27 protein-coding genes and 3 pseudogenes are annotated in these 26,819 nt (G+C 67.0%); 19 read left to right on the forward strand and 11 right to left on the reverse strand.

Annotation, left to right across the window (positions count from 1 at the left end; all coding sequences use genetic code 11):
- Positions 1-255: 255 nt before the first annotated feature.
- Both J7024_RS00450 and J7024_RS00455 read left to right on the forward strand, forming a co-directional pair.
- Positions 256-1,656, forward strand: coding sequence for a sensor domain-containing diguanylate cyclase (locus tag J7024_RS00450; RefSeq protein WP_124828448.1), 1,401 nt, complete (start codon positions 256-258; stop codon positions 1,654-1,656).
- A 204-nt stretch (positions 1,657-1,860) separates the two neighbouring features.
- Entirely contained in the window at positions 1,861-2,820 is a 960-nt protein-coding gene (locus tag J7024_RS00455; RefSeq protein WP_234744709.1) for a DUF3592 domain-containing protein, read from the forward strand.
- Positions 2,821-3,192: 372 nt separating this feature from the next.
- Here the strand turns inward: J7024_RS00455 and J7024_RS00465 are convergent.
- Positions 3,193-3,502: pseudogene (locus tag J7024_RS00465) on the reverse strand (CDF family Co(II)/Ni(II) efflux transporter DmeF); the annotation flags it as partial.
- Positions 3,503-3,794: 292 nt separating this feature from the next.
- Here J7024_RS00465 and J7024_RS00470 point away from each other — a divergent pair.
- The 5 genes from J7024_RS00470 to J7024_RS00490 all read left to right on the forward strand — a co-directional run bounded on the left by J7024_RS00470 (position 3,795) and on the right by J7024_RS00490 (position 7,199).
- Positions 3,795-4,106, forward strand: coding sequence for a Dabb family protein (locus tag J7024_RS00470; RefSeq protein WP_124828450.1), 312 nt, complete (start codon positions 3,795-3,797; stop codon positions 4,104-4,106).
- Positions 4,106-4,585, forward strand: a complete 480-nt coding sequence (locus tag J7024_RS00475; RefSeq protein WP_006753420.1) for a PaaI family thioesterase — start codon at positions 4,106-4,108, stop codon at positions 4,583-4,585. The genes J7024_RS00470 and J7024_RS00475 overlap by 1 nt, the downstream gene beginning before the upstream one ends.
- A gap of 113 nt (positions 4,586-4,698) precedes the next feature.
- A complete protein-coding gene (locus J7024_RS00480; RefSeq protein WP_124828451.1) occupies positions 4,699-5,697 on the forward strand; it encodes an NADP-dependent oxidoreductase in 999 nt (332 codons plus the stop codon).
- A gap of 61 nt (positions 5,698-5,758) precedes the next feature.
- Positions 5,759-6,718 carry an alpha/beta hydrolase gene (locus tag J7024_RS00485; RefSeq protein WP_124828452.1) on the forward strand — a complete coding sequence of 320 codons (960 nt, stop codon included), beginning with the start codon at positions 5,759-5,761 and terminating at the stop codon, positions 6,716-6,718.
- A gap of 40 nt (positions 6,719-6,758) precedes the next feature.
- Positions 6,759-7,199, forward strand: coding sequence for a GNAT family N-acetyltransferase (locus J7024_RS00490; RefSeq protein WP_124828453.1), 441 nt, complete (start codon positions 6,759-6,761; stop codon positions 7,197-7,199).
- Positions 7,200-7,213: 14 nt separating this feature from the next.
- Here J7024_RS00490 and J7024_RS00495 read toward each other — a convergent pair whose 3' ends face one another.
- The gene (locus tag J7024_RS00495) at positions 7,214-8,059 is read right to left on the reverse strand and encodes an NRDE family protein (protein ID WP_124828454.1); all 846 of its coding nucleotides are present in this window, start codon (positions 8,057-8,059) and stop codon (positions 7,214-7,216) included.
- 76 nt (positions 8,060-8,135) lie between these two features.
- Positions 8,136-9,170, reverse strand: a complete 1,035-nt coding sequence (ygfZ, locus tag J7024_RS00500) for a CAF17-like 4Fe-4S cluster assembly/insertion protein YgfZ (protein WP_234744710.1) — start codon at positions 9,168-9,170, stop codon at positions 8,136-8,138.
- A 77-nt stretch (positions 9,171-9,247) separates the two neighbouring features.
- Here ygfZ and mltG point away from each other — a divergent pair, with 77 nt between their 5' ends.
- From mltG to J7024_RS00545, 10 genes and pseudogenes are all read left to right on the forward strand, one after another.
- A complete protein-coding gene (gene mltG, locus J7024_RS00505; protein WP_124828456.1) occupies positions 9,248-10,267 on the forward strand; it encodes an endolytic transglycosylase MltG in 1,020 nt (339 codons plus the stop codon).
- The gene (gene tmk, locus J7024_RS00510; RefSeq protein WP_124828457.1) at positions 10,268-10,888 is read left to right on the forward strand and encodes a dTMP kinase; all 621 of its coding nucleotides are present in this window, start codon (positions 10,268-10,270) and stop codon (positions 10,886-10,888) included.
- 19 nt (positions 10,889-10,907) lie between these two features.
- Positions 10,908-11,932: pseudogene (locus J7024_RS00515) on the forward strand (DNA polymerase III subunit delta').
- Positions 11,933-12,011: 79 nt separating this feature from the next.
- Positions 12,012-12,792: pseudogene (locus J7024_RS00520) on the forward strand (TatD family hydrolase).
- A gap of 44 nt (positions 12,793-12,836) precedes the next feature.
- Positions 12,837-13,547, forward strand: a complete 711-nt coding sequence (locus J7024_RS00525; RefSeq protein ID WP_124828460.1) for an ankyrin repeat domain-containing protein — start codon at positions 12,837-12,839, stop codon at positions 13,545-13,547.
- A 122-nt stretch (positions 13,548-13,669) separates the two neighbouring features.
- Positions 13,670-14,026: a Rap1a/Tai family immunity protein gene (locus J7024_RS00530; RefSeq protein ID WP_031399254.1), complete on the forward strand. Its 357-nt coding sequence runs from the start codon at positions 13,670-13,672 to the stop codon at positions 14,024-14,026.
- Between the two features lie 96 nt (positions 14,027-14,122).
- Positions 14,123-15,295, forward strand: a complete 1,173-nt coding sequence (locus J7024_RS00535) for a mechanosensitive ion channel family protein (RefSeq protein WP_234744711.1) — start codon at positions 14,123-14,125, stop codon at positions 15,293-15,295.
- A 32-nt stretch (positions 15,296-15,327) separates the two neighbouring features.
- Positions 15,328-15,486 carry an AAA family ATPase gene (locus J7024_RS37225; RefSeq protein WP_327796252.1) on the forward strand — a complete coding sequence of 53 codons (159 nt, stop codon included), beginning with the start codon at positions 15,328-15,330 and terminating at the stop codon, positions 15,484-15,486.
- Positions 15,487-15,715: 229 nt separating this feature from the next.
- Complete coding sequence (locus J7024_RS00540) at positions 15,716-16,447, forward strand: AAA family ATPase (protein ID WP_327796253.1); 732 nt, start codon at positions 15,716-15,718, stop codon at positions 16,445-16,447.
- A 265-nt stretch (positions 16,448-16,712) separates the two neighbouring features.
- The gene (locus tag J7024_RS00545; protein ID WP_124828505.1) at positions 16,713-17,777 is read left to right on the forward strand and encodes a glycosyltransferase family 4 protein; all 1,065 of its coding nucleotides are present in this window, start codon (positions 16,713-16,715) and stop codon (positions 17,775-17,777) included.
- 99 nt (positions 17,778-17,876) lie between these two features.
- Here the strand turns inward: J7024_RS00545 and J7024_RS00550 are convergent, their stop codons facing one another.
- The 3 genes from J7024_RS00550 to J7024_RS00560 form a co-directional block, all read right to left on the reverse strand.
- Complete coding sequence (locus J7024_RS00550) at positions 17,877-18,464, reverse strand: BPSL1445 family SYLF domain-containing lipoprotein (RefSeq protein ID WP_098556119.1); 588 nt, start codon at positions 18,462-18,464, stop codon at positions 17,877-17,879.
- A gap of 233 nt (positions 18,465-18,697) precedes the next feature.
- Positions 18,698-19,147 carry a hypothetical protein gene (locus J7024_RS00555; protein WP_162826239.1) on the reverse strand — a complete coding sequence of 150 codons (450 nt, stop codon included), beginning with the start codon at positions 19,145-19,147 and terminating at the stop codon, positions 18,698-18,700.
- A 328-nt stretch (positions 19,148-19,475) separates the two neighbouring features.
- Positions 19,476-19,766, reverse strand: a complete 291-nt coding sequence (locus tag J7024_RS00560) for a PsiF family protein (RefSeq protein WP_124828506.1) — start codon at positions 19,764-19,766, stop codon at positions 19,476-19,478.
- A gap of 272 nt (positions 19,767-20,038) precedes the next feature.
- Between J7024_RS00560 and J7024_RS00565 the strand changes: the two genes are divergently transcribed.
- On the forward strand, positions 20,039-21,061 hold the full coding sequence (locus J7024_RS00565; RefSeq protein WP_124828507.1) for an asparaginase: 1,023 nt from the start codon (positions 20,039-20,041) through the stop codon (positions 21,059-21,061).
- A 112-nt stretch (positions 21,062-21,173) separates the two neighbouring features.
- On the opposite strand, the gene lysM is transcribed toward J7024_RS00565, so the two are convergent.
- The 5 genes from lysM to gcl form a co-directional block, all read right to left on the reverse strand.
- Complete coding sequence (lysM, locus tag J7024_RS00570) at positions 21,174-21,644, reverse strand: peptidoglycan-binding protein LysM (RefSeq protein ID WP_096503069.1); 471 nt, start codon at positions 21,642-21,644, stop codon at positions 21,174-21,176.
- An 11-nt stretch (positions 21,645-21,655) separates the two neighbouring features.
- Complete coding sequence (locus J7024_RS37065) at positions 21,656-21,781, reverse strand: hypothetical protein (RefSeq protein WP_260435059.1); 126 nt, start codon at positions 21,779-21,781, stop codon at positions 21,656-21,658.
- A 322-nt stretch (positions 21,782-22,103) separates the two neighbouring features.
- The gene (locus tag J7024_RS00575; RefSeq protein ID WP_124828508.1) at positions 22,104-22,997 is read right to left on the reverse strand and encodes a 2-hydroxy-3-oxopropionate reductase; all 894 of its coding nucleotides are present in this window, start codon (positions 22,995-22,997) and stop codon (positions 22,104-22,106) included.
- A gap of 42 nt (positions 22,998-23,039) precedes the next feature.
- Complete coding sequence (gene hyi, locus J7024_RS00580; protein WP_011657073.1) at positions 23,040-23,849, reverse strand: hydroxypyruvate isomerase; 810 nt, start codon at positions 23,847-23,849, stop codon at positions 23,040-23,042.
- A 44-nt stretch (positions 23,850-23,893) separates the two neighbouring features.
- Positions 23,894-25,669: a glyoxylate carboligase gene (gene gcl, locus J7024_RS00585; protein ID WP_124828509.1), complete on the reverse strand. Its 1,776-nt coding sequence runs from the start codon at positions 25,667-25,669 to the stop codon at positions 23,894-23,896.
- A 171-nt stretch (positions 25,670-25,840) separates the two neighbouring features.
- Between gcl and J7024_RS00590 the strand changes: the two genes are divergently transcribed.
- Entirely contained in the window at positions 25,841-26,752 is a 912-nt protein-coding gene (locus J7024_RS00590; RefSeq protein ID WP_124828510.1) for a LysR family transcriptional regulator, read from the forward strand.
- Positions 26,753-26,819 lie beyond the last annotated feature (67 nt).

The following is a 26,819-nucleotide window of genomic DNA, read 5'->3' on the forward strand; positions in this document are numbered from 1 at the left end:
CGAATCCGCGATGGCCGGGTGCGATTCGTGACGAAGAGAAGGTAAACGGCGTCCGCCGGGTGATGCCGTTTCCCCTTACTTGTCAAACGAATTGCCGCCCCTATACTTGCTCTGTCATTTGTCTTTCGGCAGGATGGGCCCGTGTGTGCGTCGCTCCGACGTACGCGCCGCGTTCCCGGCAGCCGGCGCAGATGCATCGTGCGTTTCCGGCGCCGTGGAAGTTCGAACCACGCAGCAGACCGAACGGGGACCGAATTGAGTACGATCTATGCTGCCGGGGAACCGCCGCGCGTCGTGAGCGCGGCTGCGAGGCTCTACGCAAAATGCCTGCTGGTCGGATTCGCATTGCTGCCGGCCTATCTGATCGCCTATCTGTGGTTTTTCAGCGACCCGCGCGTCGTGTTCGAGAGCCATGCATTCCATGAACTCGCGATCGCGGCCGCGACCCTCGAGGGCGCGTTCGTCACCTACGTGACATGGGTCTGCTACCGGGCTTCCGGTGAGCCGTTGCTGCGCTGGCTCACGCTCGGCTTTCTCGGCTTCGCGATGATCTACGCGTTGCATGGCGCGTTCACCGGGATGGCGCACCACAACATCTGGCTGTTCCTGCTGTACGGGCCCGCTTCGCGGCTCGTGATGTCGATCCTGCTGCTGACCGGCCTGTTGTCGTATTCGGAGCCGCCTGACCGCATCGAGAAGCGCACGCGCGCGCGGACATGGCTGCCGTGGATCGTGTTCTTCCTGATCGTCGACGTGGCGGTCGCGTACATCGCGTATTCGCCCGTCGCAGGCGCGCTCGGGACACGGATGTCGATGGAAGGCGGCGCGCTCGTGTTTTCCCTGCTCAACGTCGGCGTGCTCCTCGCGCGGCGTATCCGTTCGCCGCTGATGGTGATCTACGGCGTGTCGATCATGGCGTTCGCGCTGTCGTCGCTCGCGTTCATTCTCGGCAAGCCGTGGAATCACATGTGGTGGCTCGCGCATGCCATCTTCGCGGGCGGGTTCTTCCTGCTCAGCTATGGCGTGGTGCAGGCGTTGCAGACGACACGTTCGTTTTCCGCGATCTACAGCCAGGAAGATCTGATGAGCCGGCTGTCGGAATCGATGGCGCGCGCCGAGAGCGCGCTGCAGGAGTTGCGGCGCACGAACCAGAAGCTCGAATACATGGCCGCGACCGATCCGATGACGGGCGCGTCGAACCGTCGCCAGTTCATCGCGCAGGTCGAACGGGAGATCGTGCGCGCGGAACGCGACGGCACGCCGTTCTGCCTGCTCGCGCTCGATCTGGACAATTTCAAGAACATCAACGACGCATACGGGCATCAGATCGGCGACGAGGTGCTGCGCGGCGTCGTGCGCCAGTGTCTCGAGGCGATTCGTCCGGCGGGTGCGCTCGCGCGGGTCGGCGGCGAGGAGTTCATGGCGCTGTTGCCGGAGATGCCGCTAGAAGGGGCGCGCATGACGGCCGAGCGCGTCCGCTCGTCGATCGCGAGTTCGCCGTTCGGTCTCGATTTCAAGCGCGTGCAGGTGACGGTCAGCGTCGGCGTTGCGCAGTACGGCGTCGACGGGAGCACGGTCGATGCGTTGCTGCGGGTGGTCGACGAGCGGTTGTATCAGGCGAAGCGTGATGGACGGAACCGGGTCGTGTCGCGGTGAGCCGATGCGGCAGTGTGGCGCATCCTGGACCGTACCATGTCGGTCTGACGAGACCGGACATGCTGTATGAACGACAAGAGCAAGCCTGACGGCGACGATATCGCAAATGTCGATGCGCGACGCAGTGTTTCGACGACCGGGTACGCACAGCGCGTCGCCGGGCAGCGCAAGGCACGCAGGACGTCAACGCGCAAACCCGCCGATATGGCCGCGACCGGCGCGACGCGCGCATCGGCGCGCCGACGCGTGAACGTGTTCTTGCTGATCGGTGTCGCGCTGCTTCTGAGTGCCGCCGTCTGGGTCTATACCTCGATCTCGGCGGCTTCGCACATGACGGAGACCGAAGCCGTCGTGGTCGGGTTTTCACACGACGGCTACGACGTCGGCCACTACCGGACCGTCTATCGGTTCGTCACCGCGAGCGGCGAAGCCGTCGAGGTGAAGGGGCGGCTGGCCACGACGTCGCCAAGCGCCGATCCGGGCGACAGGGACCGGCTCTATTACGACCCGGCTCACCCGGCCGACGGCGTGATCTTCGCCGGTTTTTTCGAACGGTGGTTCGGCGTCGGGATTCTGACCATTCTGGGCACCGTGTTTGCCGGGATCGGCGTGCTGGTCGGACGGGATGGTTCGTCGTCGACGGAGCCCGAGCAGGCTGCCGGGCATGCGTCCGATGCGAAACCTCAATCCGAAGCAATGAGCATGATGGGCGGGCTCGCGCTCGTCGCCGGATTGCCGTTGTTGCTGGGTACCGGCCTGCTGGGCGGCGCGGGCGCACTTTACGTGCATAACCAGAAGCAGGTCCGCGATTACATCCACACGACCGGCCAGGTCGTCGAGATGGCGGAGCGCAAGCGCAGCGATCGAGGCGCCGGCAGTATGGACTCGGCGATCGTCACGTTCCGGACGGACACCGGCCGGACCGTTACCTTCGCGCAGGGTTCGTCGTCCAGCGATACGTTGAATGCCGGGGACACCGTTCGCGTGCTCTACGATCCCCGCAACCCCGACCGCGCGGTCGTGCGCAGTTTCGGCGAGCAGTGGGGCGCGATCCTCATCCTGTGCGCGATCGGATTGCCGTTTGTCGCGGTCGGCGTGGGCTTTGGCGGCTGCGCTGCACTGGACGCGTGGCGTTATCGCCGGAAGAAGCGCAAGGTCCACTGAGGGGGAAAGCGGATTGCGGTTGGGCACGGCGGTGCCGGTCCGGTGCGCAAGCTGACGATCGAGCGTGGCAACCCACATCGCTTGCCGCCACGACCAGATCACTGTGCCGTGATACGCGGAACTCGTGAACCTCGACCCCAGCGACTGCTTCGCGATCGTTATCCCGACGTCGGTGACGAGCCTGGTCGGGAGCGGTCGTGTCGCGTCGGCGGCGATCCGCTGCAGTGCGTCGTGCGGTGGCCTGCCGAACAGCGGCGCGAAGCCGTCCGCAGGATGTGGCAACGTTATCCGGCTGGCGATAAGCTTGCTGAACCGGTCACGCGATAGCGGCGCGGCGGCCGAACAAACTCGTGTCGACTTCAGTGGATTTGTCTACCATCCGTATTGCCTGCGCGTCGCAGGCACAACCTCGATGGTAACGTGCGACAGATTTCTGAATTGCTGCGGGGCACGGTGATAAGCGCGGGCGTCGCCCTGCGGGTTGTCCGTCACTACGGACACGACCGCGCTCATATGCCCCGGCCCGAGTCACACATGCAGGTCGCCCACGTGGTCGCCATTGCCTTCGATCGCGCCGCGCACGTTGTCCGTCAGACGCCGATCCGAATTCACGTCGGGCAGGATTCCACCGGTGTCGCGCATCAGCGCCGTACGACCAGTTCGCGATTACTAGCGCGCCGAGGCGCCAGAGTTGCGATCCGCCCGGTCGAATCTCGATGGAGCCCATTGGCGTCGGTAATTTTGATAGGCTTGTTGTCTGCCTTGACTTGCCGAATCTTGACGTCGGCGAGTGGCATGATGAAGAGGCGGGTATCGGGTCGGTGATGCTCGAACGTACCCGCTTTATTACCCGTTTTTCGTGCGGATGTGGACGGTGAACCATGAACTACGGCGAACCGCCGAGCGCCCGCTAACCCTCGCCACGCAATGCCTCCGCGGTATTTGTCGAACCGGCGCGAACCAGTGAGAACTACATGATCAGGCACATAGTAATGTGGAAGTTGAAGGAATCGGCGGAAGGCGGCACGCGCGCGCAAAACGCACTCAGGCTGAAGGAAAAGCTCGAAGGCTGCCGCGATCTCGTGCCCGGCATCCTGCAACTCGATGTCGGCGTGGCGACGCCGGGTCTCGATGCGACCAGCGACGTCGTGCTCGTGTCCGATTTCGCGGACCAGGCCGCGCTCGACGCGTACCAGGTGCACCCCGTTCACCAGGAAGTGAAGAAATTCGTCGTGGCGGTGGCCGAATCGCGCCAGTGCGTCGACTACCTGTCCGACAGCGCATGATGAGCGACGCGGCATCCCCGACGGACGGTCCGTCGATCGAAAGCCCGTTCGTCGACCTGCTCGGCGTGCGGCTGGTGTCCGCGAAGGACGGTGCGAGCGAGATCGTGTTGCCGCTCGACGAACGGCACATGAACACGTGGAGCATCGCGCACGGCGGCGTGACGATGACGCTGTCGGACATTGCGCTCGCGATGGCCGCGCGCAGCCTGACCGATGACGGCGTCGGCGTTGTCACGGTCGAAATGAAGGTGAACTTCATGCAGCCCGGGCGCGGCGAGTTGCGCGCATACGGGCGCGTGATGCATCGGTCGACGACGATGGCGTACTGTGAAGGCGAAGTGCGCGACAGCGACGGCAACTTCGTCGCGAAGGCGCTCGGCACGTTCAAGTACATGCGGCGGCTCGCGGTCGGTCGCGACATCAAGCGGCAACGCACGCGTACGGCGCCGGACGCGCAGCCCGGCCCGAGCGACGCTTAAGCGCTGCCACGCGCGGCCCTGCCTGGTCACAGGCAGGGCTGTTTTGTTTTGGGGCATGGGCGCGCAGGCTGCCGCCGCCCCGACGCCGCATGAATGAAACGAAGGAGGCAGCAATGAACACGGTCAACCGCCAGATCCTGCTCGTGTCGCGCCCGCAAGGTGCCGCGAGCGCCGACAACTTCCGGCTCGTCGAGACGCCGCTCGCGCCGCTCGCCGACGGCGAACTGCGCGTGCGCAACCATTTCCTGTCGCTTGATCCGTACATGCGCGGACGCATGAGCGACTCGAAGTCGTACGCGGTGCCGCAGCCGCTGAACGAAGTGATGATCGGCGGCACGGCGGGCGAGGTGGTCGAATCGCGGCATCCGGATTTTGCGGTCGGCGAGCACGTGGTCGGACAGTTCGGCTGGCAGGAATACGGCACGTCGAACGGCAGCGGACTGCGCAAGGTCGACACGTCGCGGGTGCCGCTGTCCGCGTGGCTCGGCGTGACGGGCATGCCGGGCGTGACCGCCTGGGTCGGGCTGAACCGGATCATCGTGCCGAAGGCTGGCAACACCGTCGTCGTCAGCGCGGCGAGCGGTGCGGTCGGCAGCGTCGTCGGCCAGCTCGCGAAGCGCGCCGGATGCCGCGCGGTCGGCATCGCGGGCGGCCCCGACAAGTGCCGTTACGTGGTCGACACGCTCGGCTTCGACGCGTGCGTCGACTACAAGGCCGGCCGGCTTGCCGACGACCTGGCCGCCGCGACGCCGGACGGCGTCGACGGCTGCTTCGAGAACGTCGGTGGCGCGGTGCTCGATGCGACGATGGCTCGGATGAACGCGTTCGGCCGCATCGCCGTGTGCGGGATGATCTCCGGTTACGACGGCGCTGCCGCGCCGCTCGCGAATCCCGGCCTGATCCTGCGTTCGCGGCTGACGATGCAGGGCTTCATCGTGTTCGAGCATCCCGACGCATGGCCGCTCGCGCTGGCCGAGCTGGCCGAACTCGTCGCGACGCGCCAGCTGCATTACCGCGAGACGATCGCGCACGGGCTCGAGCGAGCGCCGGACGCGTTCCTGGGGCTGCTGAAGGGCCGCAATTTCGGCAAACAGCTCGTGCAGCTCGTCTGACCCGCACGTGGCATCATGTGACGCTTGTCCGTTCACGGCGCCGAGCGCGCCGTCCTCACCGATGCCGCTGAATCCGAAGATCGCCCAGGTGCTCGACATGGTCGAGCGCGCGAAACGTCCGTCCTATCACCAGCAGACGCCGCAGCAGGCGCGCGCCGCGTACGAGAAGAGCGCGCCGATCCTCGACATCGCGCCGGCGCCGATGCATTCGGTCGAAGCGTGCGTCGTGCCGACGCGAGATGGTCGCACGATCGGCGCGCGGCTGTACCTGCCGGTCGAGCCGAGTCTCGCCGAACCGCTGCCCGCGCTCGTGTACTACCACGGCGGCGGCTTCACCGTCGGCAGCATCGATACGCACGACGCGCTATGCCGGATGTTCGCGCGCGACGCGCAGTGCGCGGTGCTGTCGGTCGACTACCGGCTCGCGCCCGAGCACAAGTTCCCGACCGCGGTGAACGACGCCGACGACGCATTGCGCTGGCTGCATCGCGAGGCCGGCGCATTCGCCATCGACGCCGCGCGACTCGCGGTCGGCGGCGACAGCGCGGGCGGCACGCTGGCGACCGTCTGCGCGGTACTCGCGCGCGACGCGGGCATCGATCTTGCGTTGCAGATGCTGATCTATCCGGGCGTGACGGGCTACCAGGACACCGGATCGCACGCGCGGCTCGCGAGCGGCTACCTGCTGACGCAGGACACGATCCAGTGGTTCTTCGGGCAATACGTGCGCGACCGGTCGGATCGCGACGACTGGCGCTTTGCGCCGCTCGACGGCAAGCGCGATGCGCCGTCGTTCGCGGGCGTCGCACCGGCATGGATCGCGACGGCCGAATACGATCCGCTGAGCGACGAAGGCGCCGCTTACGCGGAGAAGCTGCGCGCGGCCGGCAATACGGTCACGCTGGTCTGCTATCCGGGGATGATCCACGAGTTCTTCAAGATGGGCGGCTATGTGCCCGAAGTACGCGCCGCGCATGCCGACGCGGTTGCGGCGCTCAAGGCCGCATTCAACGACGTTTGACGGCGTTTGGCGGTGGCGCGGGTGCCGCGCGGAGGAAGCGATGACGGACGGCTGGGTGGAAACGGGCGACTGGACGTCGCTTGGCGGCGATGCCGCGCGTATCCGCGATGCGGTGTTCGTGCGCGAACAGCAGATTCCGCCGGAATGGGAACTCGATGACGAGGATCCGCTGTCGCTCCATGCCGTCGCTTATCGGGTCGACACTGCGACCGGCGCGCGTCGCGCGGTCGCAACCGGGCGGCTGCTGCCGTCAGGCACGATCGGCCGCGTCGCGGTGCTGGCCGACGCGCGCGGGCAGGGCACCGGGTCAGCCGTGCTGCACGCGCTGCTGGATGCGGCGCGGCACCGCGGCGAACCGGTGGTGCGGCTCTACGCGCTGGATGCTGCGGTGTCGTTTTACGAGCGGCACGGCTTTGCGGCCGTCGGCGAACCGTTCGTCGAAGCCGGCGTGCGGCACGTCGAGATGGCGCGCGCGCCGTAGCGCCGCGCGCCCGTTCAGCGCGGCTTCGTCGCGTCGATGTCGAACGTGAAGGCGCGCTCGAACGTGCCCGGGCGCACGGTGCGGTGCGAGCCGTCGTCGTCGCAGCGCTCCTTGATGTCTACCGTCAGCCGCACGCCTTCCTTCATCGTCACGCGTAGCGCGGTCGTGCCGCGCGTGCCGTATTCGGGCGTTTCGATGAACGCGGCCGACAGTGCACGTTCGCGCTCGATCGGAATGCCCGTGTGCGGCAGCGCATCGTCGTCGGCGACATGCGTGTCGCGCATCAGCTCGATCAGCTCGTCGAGCGACGGCGTCGGGTTGTCGGTCAGCAGCGTGCCGAGTTCCGCACGCTTGCGCACGACTTTCGGCCAGGGCGTGTCGAGCCGCGCATTCGACAGCGCGTGCACGCCGGCGGCGATCGCCACAGGCGCGGCGACGCCCGTTTCGCCTTCGGCCGCGCGGTTGCAGAACCACGCGAGCTCGCGGCGCTTCCAGTCGCCGACGAGCAGATTGAAGCCGTTGTATACGGCCGCGTGCCCGGCCAGTTCGCCGAGGTAATCGAGCGGCGCGACGGACGGGCCGCCGAGGAAGTCGGAGACGAGCTTGCCGCGGGTCGGCGCGCCCGCGCGAATGTCGAACGGCGCGCGGTAGTTCGTCAGCGCCGCGAAACGGCCGTCGCGCGATACGCCTAGCCACGTGCCGCCAGCTTCGAGATCGCGGCCGGCCAGCACGCCCGGCACGTCCTCCCACCATGAAAGCGGCGCACTCGTACGACGGAAGAACTCGTCGCGGTTGGCGGTGAGGGTAAAGACAGGACCGGCGGCGGCATCAGGCTGCCAGTCGAAGGCAATCAGACACATCGGGCGAATCTCTCGCAGGAAACATCGGGCGCCGGCTGCAACGTGCGCACCGGCGCGCGAACGGGTTATCAGTGCATCACACTTCCGTCGGCCACGCGTACGGCAGCGCATCGAACGCAAGCGCCGGACCGTCGGCCGAACCGAGGTGCACCGTGCCGCTGTCGAGCGCGGCCAGCTTGATCTCGACGAGCGCATCGACGCCGCCCGCAGGCGCTGCCGCCGCATTGACGATCATCCCGCACGGCTGGCCCGGATCGTCGCTGTGGAACAGCTCGATGCCGGCATGCACGGTGTCGGTCTCGCCGGAGACGTGCGCGAGCGCGGTGCGGCGCTTGATCGTCCCGCGATACTGGCTGCGCGCGACGATTTCCTGGCCCGGGTAGCATCCCTTTCTGAAGTTAACGGCGCCGATCACGTCGAAGTTGACCATCTGCGGCACGAACTGTTCGACGGCCGGCTGCGTGATGCGCGGCTCGCCCGCGCGAACATCGAGCCAGTCCCACACGGCAGGAGACACCACCGGCAGCGTGTCGGCGAGCGTGGCGAGGCGCGTATCGACTTCCTCGCGCGGCCCGATCCACAGGTAGCGCTTGCGGCCGGCGGCATCCGGCACGCGAATCAGCGCGCCGGCAGGGCCGTCGACCTTCACGTGCACGCCGTCCGGCAGCGCGTCGAAGATGCCCGACAGCGCGTTGCGCACGTCGCCGGCGAAGCCGACCACCGCGAGCGTGTCGCCCGCGTCCGTGAGCTTCGCTTTGGCGCGCAGCACGAACATCGACAGCCGTTTCTGCACGGCGGCCTGCACGTCCTTCGAGACCAGCAGGCGCACGCCGTGGCCGGCGCGCCACGCGAGGAACGACGCGAGCAGGCGGCCCTTCGGCGAGCAATAGCCGGACAGGCGCGCGCTCGCGGCGTCGAGATGCTCGATGTCGTTGGTGAGCTGGCTGTGCAGGAACGTCGCGGCGTCGTCGCCGGCCACGTCGATCACGCCGAACTGCGCGAGCGGCATGCAGGCGCCCGGCGCGTCGAAATCGGCGGCGGACGGACGGGGAAAAACGGGGAGCGAGGCAGATGCGGCCTGGGCAGCCGGTGAAGCGAACGGTGTGCTCATGGAATGAGGGAACAGTCAACCCTGACTTTGACGAAGGCGAGCAAGTATTATATGGGTCTTACCTGAGTCACGTTTCCATGTCCCTACTGAAGAAATGCGCCGCGACTGTCGTGGCGCTGGTCGTCGTTGTGGCCGCTGCCGGCGCGGGCGGCGGGTATTACTGGGCAAGCCGGCCGCTGCTGCTGGGCGCCGCGTCGCTCGACGTCACGATCAAGCCGCGCAGCAGCGTGAAAAGCGTCGCGGTGCAGCTCAAGCGCGGCGGCGTGCCGATCGAGCCGTTCGGATTCGTCGCGATGACGCGGCTGCTCGGGCTGTCGAGCCGGCTGAAGTCCGGCAACTACGAATTCAAGACCGGGATCACGCCCTATGAAGTGTTGCAGAAGATCGCGCGCGGCGACGTGAACGAATACGTCGCGACGGTGATCGAGGGCTGGACCTTCAAGCGGATGCGTGCGGAGCTCGACGGCAATCCCGATCTGTCGCATTCGACGGCCGGCATGAGCGATGCCGAGCTGCTGCGCGCGATCGGCGCGTCGGACACCGCGATTCAGCGCGGCAGCGGCGAGGGGCTGTTCTTTCCCGACACCTACCTGTTCGACAAGGGCACGAGCGACCTGAACATCTACCGGCGCGCGTACCGCCTGATGCAGACCCGCCTCGACGAAGCGTGGGCCGCGCGTGCGCCGGGGCTGCCGTACAAGACACCTTACGACGCGCTGACGATCGCGTCGATCGTCGAAAAGGAAACGGGGCATGCGGCCGATCGCGCATTCGTCGCGGCCGTGTTCGCGAACCGGCTGCGCATAGGGATGCCGCTGCAGACCGATCCGTCGGTGATCTACGGTCTCGGCGACGCGTACGACGGCCACCTGCGCAAGCGCGACCTGCAGGCGGACACTCCTTACAATACCTATACGCGCCGCGGGCTGCCGCCGACGCCGATTGCCCTGCCGGGCATCGCCTCGCTGCAGGCGGCGATCAATCCGGCTCAGACGAGCGCGCTGTATTTCGTCGCGAAGGGTGACGGCACGAGTGTGTTCTCGGACACGCTCGGCGATCACAACAAGGCCGTGGACAAGTACATACGAGGTCAATAAATGGCGAGCGGTAAATTCATTACGTTCGAAGGCATCGACGGGGCGGGGAAGACCACCCACCTGCAATGGTTCTGCGAACGCCTGCAAGACAAACTGGCCGCGAGCGGCCGGCAGGTCGTCGTCACGCGCGAGCCGGGCGGCACGCAGCTCGGCGAGAAGCTGCGCGAGATCCTGCTGAACCAGCCGATGGATCTCGAGACCGAAGCGCTGCTGATGTTCGCTGCGCGCCGCGAGCATCTCGCGCTCGTGATCGAGCCCGCGTTGGCGCGTGGCGACTGGGTCGTGTCCGATCGCTTCACCGACGCGACGTTCGCATACCAGGGCGGCGGCCGCGGGCTGCCGCGCGACAAGCTGGAGACGCTCGAGCGCTGGGTGCAGGGCGGTTTCCAGCCGGACCTGACGGTGCTGTTCGATGTCGCGCCGCAAATCGCGAGCGAGCGCCGCGGCGCCGCGCGCATGCCCGACAAGTTCGAAAGCGAGTCGGACGCGTTCTTCTCGCGCACGCGCAGCGAATACCTGCGCCGCGCGGAAGAGGCGCTGCACCGCTTCGCGATCGTCGACGCGACGCAGTCGATTCCCGAGATTCGCCAGCAGCTCGAACGCGTGCTCGCCGCGCTGTAACACGCAAGGAACGCACCACATGATCTATCCGTGGCAGACCGACGACTGGAACCGCCTGCAGCAACTGCGTGCGCAATGGCCGCATGCGCTGCTGCTGCACGGCCAGGCCGGGATCGGCAAGCTGCAGTTCGCGCAGCATCTCGCCCAGGGGTTCCTGTGCGAGGCGCCGCGACCGAACGGCGAGCCGTGCGGCACCTGCGCGGCCTGTACGTGGTTCGCCCAAGGCAACCATCCGGACTACCGGATCGTGCTGCCGGAGGCGCTCGCGGGCGAAGCGCCCGGCGCGGCCGACGATGCGAAGCCGGCCGACGCGGACGACGGCGGCAAAAAGACGCGCGCACCCAGCAAGGAAATCAAGATCGAGCAGGTGCGTGCGTTGCTCGACTTTTGCGGAGTCGGCTCGCACCGTGGCGGCGCGCGCGTCGTCGTGCTGTATCCGGCCGAGGCGCTGAACGTCGCTGCGTCGAACGCGCTGCTGAAGACGCTCGAGGAGCCGCCGTCGGGCGTCGTGTTCCTGCTGGTGTCGGCGCGTATCGACCGGCTGCTGCCGACGATCATCAGTCGCTGCCGCCAGTGGCCGATGACCGTGCCGGCGCCGGAGACGGCACAGGCCTTGCTCTCGGCACCAGGCGTGGACGATGCACGTGCGCTGCTCGCCGAAGCCGGCGGCGCGCCGCTCGCCGCGCTGGCGCTCGCGAGCGACGAGAATCGGCCGCTGCGCGATTTCACGCTCGGCCGGCGGCCGGTGCCGCGTGCGATCCGTTCGCGTGCGGCGAGGCGCTCCAGAAGCTGCCGATGCCGCTCGTGCTCGGCTGGTTGCAGCGCTGGCTGTACGATCTGCTCGCGCAGCGGATGGCGGGCGCGCCGCGTTACTTCCCGACGCACGCGACGGCGCTCGCGCGCTGCGCCGAGGCGGTCGACGCGAATGCGTTCGCGCGCTTCATGAAGGCCGTGACGCGCCAGCGTACCGTCGAGAACCATCCGCTCAACGCGCGGCTCGTATTCGAGGAACTGTTTCTCGATTATCGGGAAATGTTCGCATGAGCGAGAATTGTTTCCGCCGGGTGGGGAAACGATTGCCGGCGAGCGCGTGAGCGCCCGCCTTACGTATTCAGGAAACACGATGTTCGTCGATTCTCACTGCCACATCAATTTCAAGGGTCTCGCCGACCGCCTGCCTGCCGTGCTGGAGAACATGCGCGAGCACGACGTCACGCACGCGCTGTGCGTGTCGGTCGATTTCGAGACGCTGCCCGACGTGCTCGCGATCAGCGCAGGCGCACGACAACGTCTACGCATCGGTCGGCGTGCATCCGGATCACGAGGACGCACGGGAGCCGACGCTCGCCGAACTCATCGAGCTGGCCGCGCACCCGAAGGTCGTCGCGATCGAGACGGGCTCGACTACTACCGGCTCGAAGGCCGCTCCATCGACGACATGGAATGGCAGCGCGAACGCTTTCGCACGCATATCCGCGCGGCTACCGCGACCATGAAGCCGCTGATCATCCACACGCGCTCGTCGTCGGAAGACACGCTGCGGATCATGGCCGAGGAGCGCGCGGACGTGCCGGGCGGCGTGATGCACTGTTTCACCGAGCCGTGGCCGGTCGCCGAGCAGGCCCTCGCGCAGAACTTCCATATCTCGCTGTCGGGCATCGTCACGTTCAAGAACGCGACCGACGTGCAGGACGTCGCGCGGCGCGTGCCGCTCGACCGGTTGCTGATCGAAACCGACTCGCCGTACCTCGCGCCGGTGCCGTATCGCGGCAAGCCGAATGAACCTGCGTACGTCAGCCATGTCGGACGCTTTATCGCACCCGGCGGAACGCGGGATCGCCGTCGAGGCGCTCGCCGATGCGACGACGCAAAACTTTTTCCGGCTGTTCAAGATCGCCCGCTAACGACGCGCGGCACAGCCCACAACCCAGGGAAGGAGCCCACAACAATGACGAAGCCGACCACATACCTGCCCAAGCGCGCACTCGTCGCCGCCGCGCTTGTCGCGAGCGGCCTGTTTGCCGCCGCCGGCGCACACGCCGAGTCGCTCGACGCTGTCGTCAAGGCGGTCAAGTTCGACGACATCGCCGACATCGGCCAGCAACTCAAGAGCGGCAAGCTCGATCCGAACACGCTCGCGCCGAACGGCGACCCGCTGCTCGTGATCGCCGCGCGCGAGAAGTCCGACAAGGTCGCCGCGGCGCTCGCCACGACGCCGAACGTCGACCTCGAGAAGGAAGACAAGGCCGGCGAGAACGCGCTGATGCTCGCGTCGCTGAACGGCGACGTCGGGCTCGTCAAGCTGCTGATCGACAAGGGCGCGGAAGTCGGCAAGAAGGGCTGGGCGCCGCTGCACTACGCGGCCACCAACGGCCAGGACGCGGTCGTGAAGATCCTGCTCGACCACGACGCCTACATCGACACCGCGTCGCCGAACGGCACGACGCCGCTGATGATGGCCGCGCGCGGCAACCATGCGTCGACGGTCACGCTGCTGCTCGACCAGGGCGCCGATCCGCAAGTCAAGAACCAGCTCGGCATCACCGCGCTCGATTTCGCGAAGCACTACAAGGCGCCGGACGCCATCGAGATCCTGACCAAGCGGACGGTGCGCATCGGCGCCTCGACGCCGGCAGATGCGCAAAAGAGTGCAAAATGACGGTTTCGGCGCGACGGCGGGGCGCGCCCGGTCGGCCGGAAACCGGCTGGCAGCGGGCGTCCGGCCGTCGCGCCGGTCAGCGCAGTGAGCGGTCTTCGGGCCGCATTGACATAAGGAACACCATGTTGCGGGCTATGTTTTGTGCCGCGGCGTTTGCCGTGCCGTTGTCGGCGGCGGCGTTCACGGGCGCGGATCTCGACCGGCTGTGCGCGAAGACGGACGTCAAGTCGCGAGCGTCGTGCGCGGCCTACATCGAAGGCGCCGCCGATGGCGTCTACAACACCATCGACGCGATCGGCGGCACCACCGGGCCGCGCGTCGGGCAGTATTTCTGCCTGCCGCCCGACATCCGGGCGCAGCAGATGACCGACGCGGTGCGCAAGTACATCGCGGAGAATCCGAAGCTGGCCGACTACAACGCGAGCACCGCGGTGTCGCTCGGTCTCGGCAAGGCGTTTCCCTGCAAGGGCGGCAACTGATTTGACGCCGCGTCCGGGTGTGCGCGACGCCCGGACATCGCCGACGCATCCAGGACGAGGCCGACGCGCCTCATAACCGAAGCATCCCGGGCGCCGATGATTTCAATCGAGGAATTGCAGCGCATCGCCGATGCGCCGTTGCATTCGTGGCTCGGCGCGCTGTTCGTGTCGGTCGTCGTCGTGCTTGTCGTCGTGATCGTGCATCGACTCGGTGCGCGCATCGTCAAGCGTATCGCGCAGCCGTATCCGCTCATGAGCGTGATCCTGAGCTACATCGACAAGCCGTCGCTCGTCACGCTCGCGCTGCTCGCGCTCGAATTCCTGTGGATCCAGGCCGACGATGGCATGTCGTTCGTGCGCGGAATGCGCACCGCCGCCGCGGTCGGCTCGATCATCTCGCTGACCTGGCTGCTGGTGCGGCTCGCGGCCGGCGTCGGCGACGCGATCATCCAGGCCCATCCGATCGATACGGCCGACAACCTGCACGCACGGCGCATCCATACGCAGGCCAAGGTGCTCGTGCGGACGGTCATGGTGCTGATCGTGATCATCGGCACGGGCGCCGCGCTGATGACGTTCCCGAACGTGCGCCAGGTCGGCGCGAGCCTGCTGGCGTCGGCCGGCGTCGCGGGCCTCGTCGCCGGTATCGCCGCGCGGCCGGTGCTCGGCAACCTGATCGCCGGGCTGCAGATCGCGCTCACGCAGCCGATCCGGCTCGACGACGTCGTCGTGATCCAGGGCGAGTGGGGCCGTATCGAGGAAATCACCGGCTCGTTCGTGTCGGTGCGGCTTTGGGACCAGCGGCGGCTCGTCGTCCCGCTGCAGTGGATCATCGAAAACCCGTTCACGAACTGGACGCGCAGCAGCTCGGAGATCATCGGCACGGTGTACCTGTCGGTCGACTACCGTACGCCGCTTGCGCCGCTGCGCGAGGAACTCGCGCGGCTCGTCCATGCGGCGCCCGAGTGGGACGGCCGCGTGCAGGTGCTGCAGGTGACCGACGCAACCGAGCGCACGATGCAGTTGCGCGCGCTGGTGAGCGCCGCCGATTCGTCGGCGTGCTGGGATCTGCGTTGCCGCGTGCGCGAGGGATTGATCGCGTACCTGCAGGCGCGCTATCCGCAATGCCTGCCGCGCAGCAGGATGGAGCTGTATCCGCACGATTCGGCGCCGGAAGAGCCCAATCCCGAGCGGCCGCACGCGCGGCCGCCTGCCGCCAGCACGGCGGCCAACACAGCGGCCGACCCGAAGGCCACCGGAGGCCGCTGAACGCATGCCCGTACCGCAACCCTTTCTTTCTCATGACCGCGCTGAAGACGCTCGCCATCGCCAACTACCGCTCGCTGCGCGAGCTGATCGTGCCGCTCGCCGCGCTCACCGTTGTCACGGGGCCGAACGGCAGCGGCAAGTCGAGCGTGTACCGCGCGCTGCAACTGCTGCTGACACCGCGCAGGCCATGATTCCGTCGCTCGCGCGCGAAGGCGGGCTGCCATCGACGCTGTGGGCCGGCCCCGAGCGCTTTTCGCGCGCGATGCTGAACGGCGACACGCCGGTGACCGGCACGGTGCGCAGCGGGCCCGTGAGCCTCAGGCTCGGTTTTGCCGGCGACGATTTCGGCTATGCGATCGATCTCGGCCTGCCGGTTCCGAGCCGTTCGCAGTTCGCGCTCGATCCTGTCGTGAAGCGCGAATGCATCTGGGGCGACGCGCTGCTGCGCCGTCGACGCTGCTGGTCGACCGGCAGGGCGCACAGGTCGAGCTTCGACAGCATGATGACCGAGTTCGCCGATCCGGTCGGCGCGCCGGAGACGTCGCGGTGCGCGAGCGGATCCGTTCGTGGCGCTTCTACGATCATTTCCGGACCGATGCGCAGGCGCCGGCCCGGCAGTCGCACATCGGCACGCACACACCGGTGCTTGCGGACGACGGTGCCGACCTGGCCGCCGCGCTGCAGACGATTCGCGAGATCGGCGATGCCGCGGCGCTCGATGCAGCAATCGACGACGCATTTCCTGGCGCGTCGGTCGACATCGACAATCCGGGCTGTCGCGGCCGCTTCGACATGCTGATGCGCCAGCCCGGGCTGCTGCGGCCGCTGTCGGCGGCCGAGCTGTCGGACGGCACGCTGCGCTACCTGTTGCTCGCGGCCGCGCTGCTGACGCCGCGCCCGCCCGCGCTGATGGTGCTGAACGAACCGGAAACGAGCCTGCATCCCGATCTGCTGCCGGCGCTCGGCCGTCTGATCGCGCAAGCCGCGCAGCGCTCGCAGGTGCTCGTCGTGTCGCATGCGGCGCGGCTCATCGCGACGCTCGAGCGCGAGGCTGGCTGCGAGTCGCTGGTGCTCGACAAGCAGCTCGGCGCGACCGTGCTCGTCGACGCGGACACGCGCGACCTGCCGCCGTGGAAGTGGCCGTCGCGCTGACGGGCACTTCCAGGCTGGCCGGGATCGTCGCGGCGGGCGGGACAGGCGGGGCGGTGCGCCCGCATCGGCGCCGCACGGGCGGGCACCCGGCGGAATGTATCCTGTCTGTAACAACCCCCATAAAATGCAAGACCGGCGCTACCGGGCATCGGGATCGCGAATAATAATGGGATATCCGGCCGGCGCGATGCCGGCCCGCTCTGCACGGGATGGGGGGCGCGAGCGCGGCCGCCGATCCCGATCGAGGACACAGGAGACGTGGATCATGAGAATTGCCCAGATCGCCCCGCTGACCGAATCCGTGCCGCCGAAGCTGTACGGCGGCACGGAGCGCGTCGTGTCCTACATCACCGAGGCGCTCGTCGATCTCGGTCATGACGTGACGCTGTTCGCGAGCGGTGATTCGACGACGCGGGCGAAGCTCGAACCGGTATGGCCGCGCGCGCTGCGGCTCGACTCGTCGATCCGCGACCGGGTCGCACCGCACATGCTGCTGATGGAGACGGTCGCGCGCCGCGCGAAGGACTTCGACGTGCTCCATTTCCACATGGACTACTACTCGTTTTCGGTCTTCAACCGCCAGGAAACGCCGTTCGTCACGACGCTGCATGGCCGGCTCGATCTGCCCGAGCAGCAGCCGGTGTTCGACACATTCAACACCGCGCCGGTGATCTCGATCTCGAACTCCCAGCGCCAGCCGCTGCCGCAGGCGAAGTGGCTGACGACCGTCTACCACGGGTTACCCGAGACGATGTACCTGCCGCAGCCCGTCGAGCCGCGCTATCTCGCGTTCCTCGGCCGCATTTCGCCGGAGAAGCGGGTCGATACGGCAATTCGCATCGCGCGCCAGTGCGGGCTGCCGATCCGGATCGCCGCGAAGATCGACGCAGCCGACCAGGAGTACTTCGAGCGCGAGATCAAGCCGCTGTTCGCGCTGCCGCATGTCGAGTACATCGGCGAGATCGCCGACCACCAGAAGGCCGAATTCCTGTCGGGCGCGCATGCGCTCCTGTTTCCGATCGACTGGCCGGAGCCGTTCGGGCTGGTGATGATCGAGGCGATGTCGTGCGGCACGCCGGTGATCGCGTTCAATCGCGGCGCCGTGCCGGAAGTCGTGGACGAAGGCGTGTCGGGTTTCATCGTCGAGGACGAGATCAGCGCGGTGGCCGCCGTGAACCGACTGCACCTGCTGCCGCGCGCACGCGTGCGGCAACGCTTCGAGGAGCGCTTCACGTCGCGCCGGATGGCGCGGCAGTACGTCGACGTGTACCAGGCGCTGATTCGCGCGCAGAAGCGCTCGCGCTTCAAGGTGATCGACTCGACGACCTGAGCCGCTGCGCGCGCACATGAAAAAACGGCGATGCCCGCAAGGACATCGCCGTTTGTCTGCCGCTCGCGCGCGGTGCGCACGGGCGAGGCTGGCGCCGCGTCAGATCTTCAGCTTCGTGACCTTCGTGCCGTTGATCGACACGTCGCCCATCAGGCCGGCGTTCGTCAGCACGATGACCTGGACCGGTGCTGTGGCCGTGGTCGTGTCGACCGCGCCGTTCGCGCCCATCTTCACGAGCGCGACCGAGGCGCCGGCACCCGCTGCCCAGCCGTCGGAGCCGCGGAATTCGTCGAGCGCATCCTGCGTCATGAACAGGAACACGATCGCCTTCGACTGCGCGCCGGCTTGCAGGCCGACCGACAGCGACGACGTGTTGTAGTACCCGACGGTGCTGCCGCCGACGCGCAGCGAGCCGTTGCCGGACTGGCCGCCGACGATGAAGCCGGCCTGGATCACGTCCGGGAAGACCAGCACGCCGCGCGACTTCGCGACGAGTTCACGCGAACCCTTGACCGTGGAGTACATGCGCGACAGCGTGGCGTCGACGCTCGAATCGATCGCCTGACGCTTCGACGCGTTGGTCGCGGCGTTGTCGGGCTTGTCGGGGGTGGTGGTGCAACCGGTGAGCGCGAGGCTACCGACGATGAGTGCAGCGGCGGCTTTCAGCACAAGATTCCGTTTTTGCATCGTTCTTCTCCATCGGATGATGTTCGGAGTGAGTCTCGCTCAAGGAGCGGATCACGTCGGCAGTTATATCACAGTGGATTACAACCCCTTTTCGTTCAGGCGTGAAAAAGCGTCAAATCGTTTTAGGGTGTCGCGGCACGCCAACGGACGGATCGGTGCACGCACGCCAGCGCGTCGCGCGTGCGGTCGGCGGCGGGCAAGGAAAGACCGGGGCGCGGGCAGGGTCCGCAGCGTCAGTGCGGGACGGGCGGCACCGGCGGCTTGATCGGCGGGCGCCGCAGCGCGCGTCGGATCAGCGCGATCACCACACCGCACGCGAACAGGAATGCGGCCGGCACGACCCAGTAGCCGACGAATGCATGCCACAGATAACCGGCGAGCGTGTTGCGGCGCACCACGTATTCGTCGCGGGCCGCCTGCTGGCGTGCCGCATTGGCCGCGAGCACGTCGGCCGGGCAACCTGCCGCGTGCGCTTCGTCAGGATCGCCATGGCACTTCGCGGCGGCGCCGGCCGCCTGCTGCGCGTCGGTGAGCTGCCAGGTGGTCAGGGCGAGCTGCAGATCGGCCTTGTTGTACGCCATTTCCTCGCGGATCTCGCGCACGGCGACGATCGCGACGGGCACGGCCCAGAATACGATCACGATCACCCAGCGGCGGAACCAGCGGTGTTGTCTCCATGCCATCCATGCCTCCGTTTGACGCGGCGTGCGCGTTCGTCCGAGGGCGGCCCGATGGCGCGTCTTGTACTTGAATGGGCCGCGTTGCAGCCATCATAGAAGAAAACGCGGCGAATTGCCGCATCGCGTGTCGGCATTCGCACGGCGTGCCGGGGAAGGGGGCGGGAAGACGGAGGCGTGTGTGGGGGCGTGTGCGGCGGCGCAGTTGTCACCGTTCGGCCGATGTGGCGACGCATCCGCCGCCAGCTCGCACGCGTCGATGCGTATGCAACGAAAACAAAAACGCCGCGCCCGCCGAAGCGGTGCGCGGCATTCGAGACGGGAGCGCCGGGGCTCAGGCGGCCGGCTGGTTGCTCAGGCAGCTCTTCATGAACGCCTTGCGGTCGTCGCCCTTCTTGTCGGCGGCCTGGGTGTTGCAGGCCTTCATCTTTTCCTGCTGCGTCATCTTTTTCGCAGGCTTGGCCGACAGACAGTCCTTCATGAACGCCTTGCGGTCGTCGCCCGTCTTGCCGGCTGCCTGGGTGTTGCAGGCCTTCATCTTGTCCTGCTGGCTGTTCGCGGCGAAAGCCGGGGAAGCCAGCATGCCGCCGAGAAGCACTGCGGCTACGAGCGATTGGATTTTCATTTCGACACTCCCATGGGGTGAATTGCGTTTTATATCGACGCCGTCACGAAACCCGGCGCAACGGGAACAGGGCCGCATCGCGCCGCGCGCTCCGATTATGGCAAATCAACGTGAAAACACCAAAACGGCCTTCCTATAACGCCGCGGGCGGCGCGATCGTTGACGGCGGGCGCGTGCCGGCGATCGGGACAAACCATGATGCGGGGCGGGAGCCGGCGATACTGCACGCAGGCCCTACCGGATGCCGGCCGTGAGCCATTACAATCGCGGCCATGAATACTCCGAACCCCGCTTTCCCCCCGTCCGCGGCAGCCCTGCCGCGCATCGCCGTACTCGCCACCGGCGGCACGATCGCCGGTGCAGCGCCGGACGCGACCAGCACCGCCGGCTATCAGGCCGGCGCGCTCGGCGTCAATTTCCTGCTCGACGCGGTGCCGGCCCTCGCCTCGGTCGCGCGCGTCGACGCGGAGCAGACCGCCAGCATCGACAGCAAGGATCTCGCGCTGCCGCTCTGGAACACGCTCGCCGCGCGCATCGATGCGCTGATGGCCGATCCGGACATCGACGGTATCGTGATCACGCACGGCACCGACACGCTCGAGGAGACCGCGTACGCGCTGCATCTGGTCGTGACCGGAGACAAGCCCGTCGTGCTGACCGCCGCGATGCGGCCGGCCACTGCGCTGTCGTCCGACGGCCCGCTGAACCTGTTGAACGCAGTGACGGTCGCCGCTCATCCGGCCGCGCGCGGGCAGGGCGTGCTCGTCGCGTTCAACAACCGGATCCACGGCGCGCGCGACGTCGTGAAGACGAGCACCTATGCGGTCGACGCATTCCAGACGCCGGAGCTCGGTGCGCTTGGCTGGGTGCAGGACGGCCGCGTCGAATTCGCGCGCCGCGTCACGCGTTCGCGCGATGCACAACTGGCGATCGCCGCTGCGTGGCCGCCGGTCGAAATCGTCACGAGCTATGCGGGCGTGACGCGCACGGCCGTCGATGCGCTCGTCGCGGCCGGCGTGCGCGGGCTCGTCGTCGGGGGCACCGGCAACGGGTCGATCCATGCGACGCTGCAGGCGGCCCTCGCCGACGCGGTGAATGCGGGTGTCGTCGTGGTGCGCGCGTCGCGCGTCGGCTCGGGCCACGTGATGCGTAACGGCGCCGCGAACGACGATGCGCTCGGCTTCGTGAGCGCCGGGTCGCTGAGCCCGTTCAAGGCGCGCGTGCTGCTGATGCTCGCGCTCGCGAACGGCATTCAGGGCCGCGACGCGCTGCAACGCGCATTCGACACGCTGTAACCAATGGCCGCCCATCGGGTGGCGTGCATGGCGCATGAAATGAAGCGCTGTCGCACGAAGTAAAAAAGGCAGGCCGATGGCCTGCCTTTTTACGTCAGTGCTGCGCGAATGCTCAGGACTGCGGCGGAATCACGAGCTTCTGGCCCGGATAGATCCGGTCCGGGCTCGACAGCATCGGCTTGTTCGCCTCGAAGATCACCGGGTACTTGTTCGCGTCGCCATACACTTCCTTGGCGATCGCCGACAGCGTGTCGCCCGACTTCACGTCGTGGTACTGAACTTGCGGATCGTCCGGCTGCAGATCGTCGTCGTTGACGCCCGCGACGCCTTGCACGTTGCCGGCCGCGACCTTGACCTTCGCCTTCGTGTCGAGATCGGCGACGCTGCCCGACAGCGTGACCGTGCGCGACGCACCGTCGAACGCGACGGTCAGGTTCGACGTGTCGAGACCTTGCGTGCTGATGTAATTCTTGATCGCATCGGCCGCGGTCTGGTTCGCGGCATTCGGATCGGCTGCCGCTTGCTCGTCGGCATGACCCAGCAGTTTTTCACCCGCCTCTTTGATAAACGAAAGAAGACCCATCGCTGCACTCCCTAGGTGGTTGAAAAGAAAACGCGCCGTGAAGTGGCGAAAAAAACACCGCGCTGGACGCGGCCACCGAAGGTGAGCGCAAGCGCGGCGGATTTCTCGAAAGGCGTGGCGAAAGTGTAGGCGTTCATCGCGACGATTGCATGAAAAATCGCACGCACGAACGTAAAGAAGTGTAATACGCGAAATCCGACAGGCGGACACCCGACGACGACGTCTGACCGACCAAGGCTTCCCCGGCGCCGCCGGGTGCCGCTGCGGACCCCACCACGCCGCTCTCAGCCCAGAGCGGCGTTTTTCGCCCCGTCGCGCACGCGCTTGGCAATGCGCGGCGGGGCGCCCCACCGTGATGCGCGAGTGCACGCGCATCGATGCGACCGGCCGCGAGCCGGTTCGCGTGTATTCGTCGCGCGCGTTCGCCATTGCGGCGAAACGCGCGTCGTTGCATCCGCGTTATGCGGCCGGCGTCTGGCCGATTTCGAAGTTCGACATGATCTCGAGTGCCCGCACGAGTGCCGAGTGATCCCATGCCTTGCCGCCGTGCGATGCGCACACGCTGAACAGTTGCTGCGCGCTTGCCGTGTGCGGCAGTGCGAGACCGAGCTTGCGTGCGCCGTCGAGGGCGAGGTTCAGGTCCTTCTGGTGCAGTTCGATGCGGAAGCCCGGATCGAACGTGCGCTTGGTCATGCGCGCGCCGTGCACTTCGAGGATGCGCGATGCGGCGAAACCGCCCATCAGCGCCTGGCGCACGCGCTCCGGATCGGCGCCCGAGCGAGCGGCGAACAGCAGCGCTTCGCCGACCGCTTCGATGTTCAGTGCGACGATGATCTGGTTCGCGACCTTGCAGGTCTGGCCCGCACCGTTGTCGCCGACGAGCGTGATGTTCTTGCCCATCTTCTCGAACAGCGGCTTCGCGCGCTCGAACGCCTTCTCCGGGCCGCCCACCATGATCGTCAGTGTCGCTTCGCGTGCGCCGACTTCGCCGCCGGATACCGGTGCGTCGAGGTAGTCGCAGCCGAGTGCATTGATCTGCTTCGCGAATGCCTGCGTGTCGAGCGGCGAGATCGAGCTCATGTCGATCACGAGCTTGCCGGCCGTCAGGCCCTTCGCGACGCCGTCGTCGGCGAACAGCACGTTACGGACATCGGGCGTGTCCGGGACCATCGAGATGATGATGTCGGCGTTCTGCGCGACTTCGGTCGAGTTCGCGACGACCTTGGCGCTCGCGCACAGGTCGTCCGGAACCGGGAACGCACCGTTCACGACGAGCTGATGATCGCCCTTGAGCAGGTTGCGCGCCATGTGCGCGCCCATGATGCCGAGGCCGATGAAACCGATGGTTGCCATGTGAAAGTCTCCTTGTAGGGGCGGATGCGGGAAGGGCGGATCTCAGGCGGCGCGACGCGCCGAGCCCGGTGCGCAGCCGGCGACGCTTTGCAGCCAGCCGAGCCCTTCCGTGGTGGTGGTGCGGGGCTTGTATTCGCAGCCGACGTAGCCGGCGTAGCCGAGCCGGTCGAGCAGCGCGAACAGGAACGCGTAGTTGATCTCGCCCGTACCCGGCTCGTTGCGGCCCGGGTTGTCCGCGAGCTGGACGTGGCCGATCGATGCGAGGTTGCGTTCGATCGTCGCGGCCAGTTCGCCTTCCATGCGCTGCATGTGATAGATGTCGTACTGCAGGAACAGGTTGTCCGAGCCGACCGCGCGGATCACGTCGAGCCCTTCGGACGAGCGGTTCAGCGCGAAGCCCGGGATGTCGAAGCTGTTGCACGGCTCGACGAGCAGACGGATGCCTTCGCGCTTCAGCGCGTCGGCGGCGAAGCGCAGGTTGTCGACTATCGTCACGAAGGTCTTGTCGCGCGCCGTGCTTGCCGACGGGATGCCGACGAGGCAGTTCAGCTGCGGCACCTTCAGCGCCTTCGCGTACTCGATCGCACGGCCGACGCCTTCCTGGAACTCGCCGACGCGATCGGGGAGGCACGCGATGCCGCGCTCGCCCTGGTCCCAGTTCCCGGCGGGCAGGTTGTGCAGCACGAGGCGCAGGCGGTGCGTTTCGAGCCGCTCGGCGAGTTCCTCCTTCGCATACGGGTACGGGAACAGGAACTCGACGGCGTCGAAGCCCGCGTCGGCGGCCGCCTTGAAGCGGTCGAGGAACGGCACCTCGTTGAACAGCATGGTCAGGTTTGCAGCAAACTTCGGCATGAGCTAAGCCTCTTCGGTCGGTCAGTCAAAAAATGTCGTGCGGATCAGTCGAGCATCGAGATCGCGGTCGGCGCGTGCTCGGCCTTTTCGGCGAGCTCTTCGAATTCGTTGATCGCGTCGATCTCGGTGCCCATCGAAATGTTCGTCACGCGCTCGAGGATCACTTCGACGACCACCGGCACGCTGAACTCTTCCGCGAGCGTTTGCGCCTGACGCAGCGCCGGCTCGATTTCTTCCGGCTTGAACACGCGCAGCGCCTTGCAGCCGAGGCCTTCGGCAACCGCCACGTGATCGACGCCATAGCCGTTCAGCTCCGGTGCGTTCACGTTGTCGAATGCCAACTGCACGCAGTAGTCCATGTCGAATGCACGCTGTGCCTGGCGGATCAGCCCGAGGTACGAGTTGTTCACGACGACGTGCACATACGGCAGCTTGAATTGCGCGCCGGCGGCCAGCTCTTCGATCATGAACTGGAAGTCGTAGTCGCCGGACAGCGCGACGATCGGACGGCGCGGATCGGCGGCACGCACGCCGAGCGCTGCGGGGATCGTCCAGCCGAGCGGGCCCGCCTGGCCGCAGTTGATCCAGTTGCGTGCCTTGAACACGTGCAGGAACTGCGCGGCGGCGATCTGCGACAGGCCGATCGTGCTGACGTAGCAGGTATCGCGGCCGAACACCTTGTTCATCTCTTCGTACACGCGCTGCGGCTTGACCGGCACGTTGTCGAAGTGGGTCTTGCGCTGCAGCGTGCGCTTGCGCTCCTGGCATTCCGAGACCCACTCGCTGCGGTCCTTCAGCTTGCCTGCGGCCTTCCATTCCTGGGCGACGGCGACGAACAGTTCGAGCGCGGCCTTCGCGTCGGACACGATGCCAAGATCCGGGCCGAACACGCGGCCGATCTGCGTCGGCTCGATGTCGACGTGCACGAACTTGCGGCCCTTCGTGTAGACCTCGACGCTGCCCGTGTGACGGTTCGCCCAGCGGTTGCCGATGCCCAGCACGAAGTCGGATGCGAGCATCGTTGCGTTGCCGTAGCGGTGCGATGTCTGCAGGCCGACCATCCCGGCCATCAGCGGGTGGTCGTCGGCAATCGCGCCCCACGACATCAGCGTCGGGATCACCGGCACGCCGATCGTTTCAGCGAACTGCACGAGCAGGTCTTCGGCTGCCGCGTTGAGCACGCCGCCGCCCGACACGATCAGCGGCTTGTCCGCGTCGTTGAGCATCGCGAGCGCCTTCTCGACCTGCGCGCGGGTGGCCGCGGGCTTGTAGACCGGCAGCGGCTCATACGTGTCGATGTCGAACTCGATCTCGGCGAGCTGCACGTCGATCGGCAGATCGACGAGCACCGGGCCCGGACGGCCCGAGCGCATCAGGTGGAAGGCCTGCTGGAACACGCGCGGCACGAGCGCCGGCTCGCGCACGGTGACGGCCCACTTCGTGACGGGCTTCGCGATCGACTCGATGTCGACGGCCTGGAAGTCTTCCTTGTACAGGCGTGCACGCGGTGCCTGGCCCGTGATCGCGAGGATCGGAATCGAGTCGGCCGATGCGGAGTAGAGACCGGTGATCATGTCGGTGCCGGCGGGGCCCGACGTGCCGATGCACACGCCGATGTTGCCCGGTGCGGCACGCGTGAAGCCTTCGGCCATGTGCGACGCGCCTTCGACGTGGCGAGCCAGCACGTGGCTGATGCCGCCCGACTTGCGCATCGCGGAATAGAACGGGTTGATTGCTGCGCCCGGCACGCCGAACGCGGTCTGGATGCCTTCCTTCTCGAGCACGAGTACGGCTGCGTCGACGGCTCTCATCTTGGCCATGAATGTCTCCTTGAATGGTGGGATCTTGCGAATCGGTCTGTTGGAGACACTTTAGGGTTGCGGGAAAGGTTTGATAAGATCAGCTCAAGTCGCTTATTTCGAAACTAAAAGTATGGAATGACGACCGGACGGGGTTTCCCGCCAGCGTCGGAACCGGGACGGAGACAGCAGATGGATCGCTTCAAGCAGATCGAGACGTTCGTGCGGGTCGCGGACGCGGGCAGCCTCGCGGCAGCCGCGCTCGAGGAGGGGGTGTCGCCGGTGGTGCTCGGGCGGCGCATCGACGCGCTCGAGAAGCGCCTCGGCGTGAAGCTGATGTACCGCTCGACGCGGCGGCTGGTGGTCAGCGAGGAGGGCGCCGCGTTTCTCGAACGCTGCCGCGGGCTGTTGTCCGAATGGGATCAGGCCGAAAACGAACTGGCCGCGGGGCGCCGGGCGGTCAGCGGGCACCTGATCGTGTCGGCGCCGGCCGCGTTCGGCCGCAAGCACGTCGCGCCGCACGCGCCCGGGTTCCTGGCCGACAAGCCCGAGATGCAGCTGTCGTTCAACCTGACCGATCGCGTCGTGGATCTCGTGCGCGAGGGCTACGATCTGTCGATCCGGATCGGCGGCTCGGTCGATCCGAACTTCGTCGCGGTGAAGCTCGCGTCGAACCGGCGCGTCGTGTGCGGCACGCCCGAGTATTTCCGCCGGCACGGCCGGCCGAAGTCGCTCGATGACCTGCTCAAGCACAACTGTCTCGCGTTCAACCTGCAGGGCGGCCAGAACCGCGGCTGGTATTTCCAGCGCCACGGCAAGATCGCGACGATGCGCGTGGCCGGCAATCTCGACTGCAACGACGGCGAGCTGCTGCACCGCTGGGTCGCCGAAGGCCTCGGACTCGGCTGGCGTTCGACCTGGGAAATCGCCGCGCAGCTCGAAACGGGCCAACTCGAGACGGTACTCGACGAATACGCGCTGCCGGACTACGACATCCTCGCGGTCTACCCGCAGCAGCGCTACGTGCCCGCTCGCGTGCGTTACTTCATCGACTACCTGCGCGATGCATATGCGCGTCCCGGTTACTGGAGCAGCACGCCGTAACGGCTGCGGCAACGCCGTTTTTTTTTGGCTTCACCGGCTTTTCGCGGGAATAAACTCGATGCGACGG

It is taken from the genome of Burkholderia sp. WTPI3 (genome assembly GCF_021483755.1).
GTDB lineage: Bacteria > Pseudomonadota > Gammaproteobacteria > Burkholderiales > Burkholderiaceae > Burkholderia.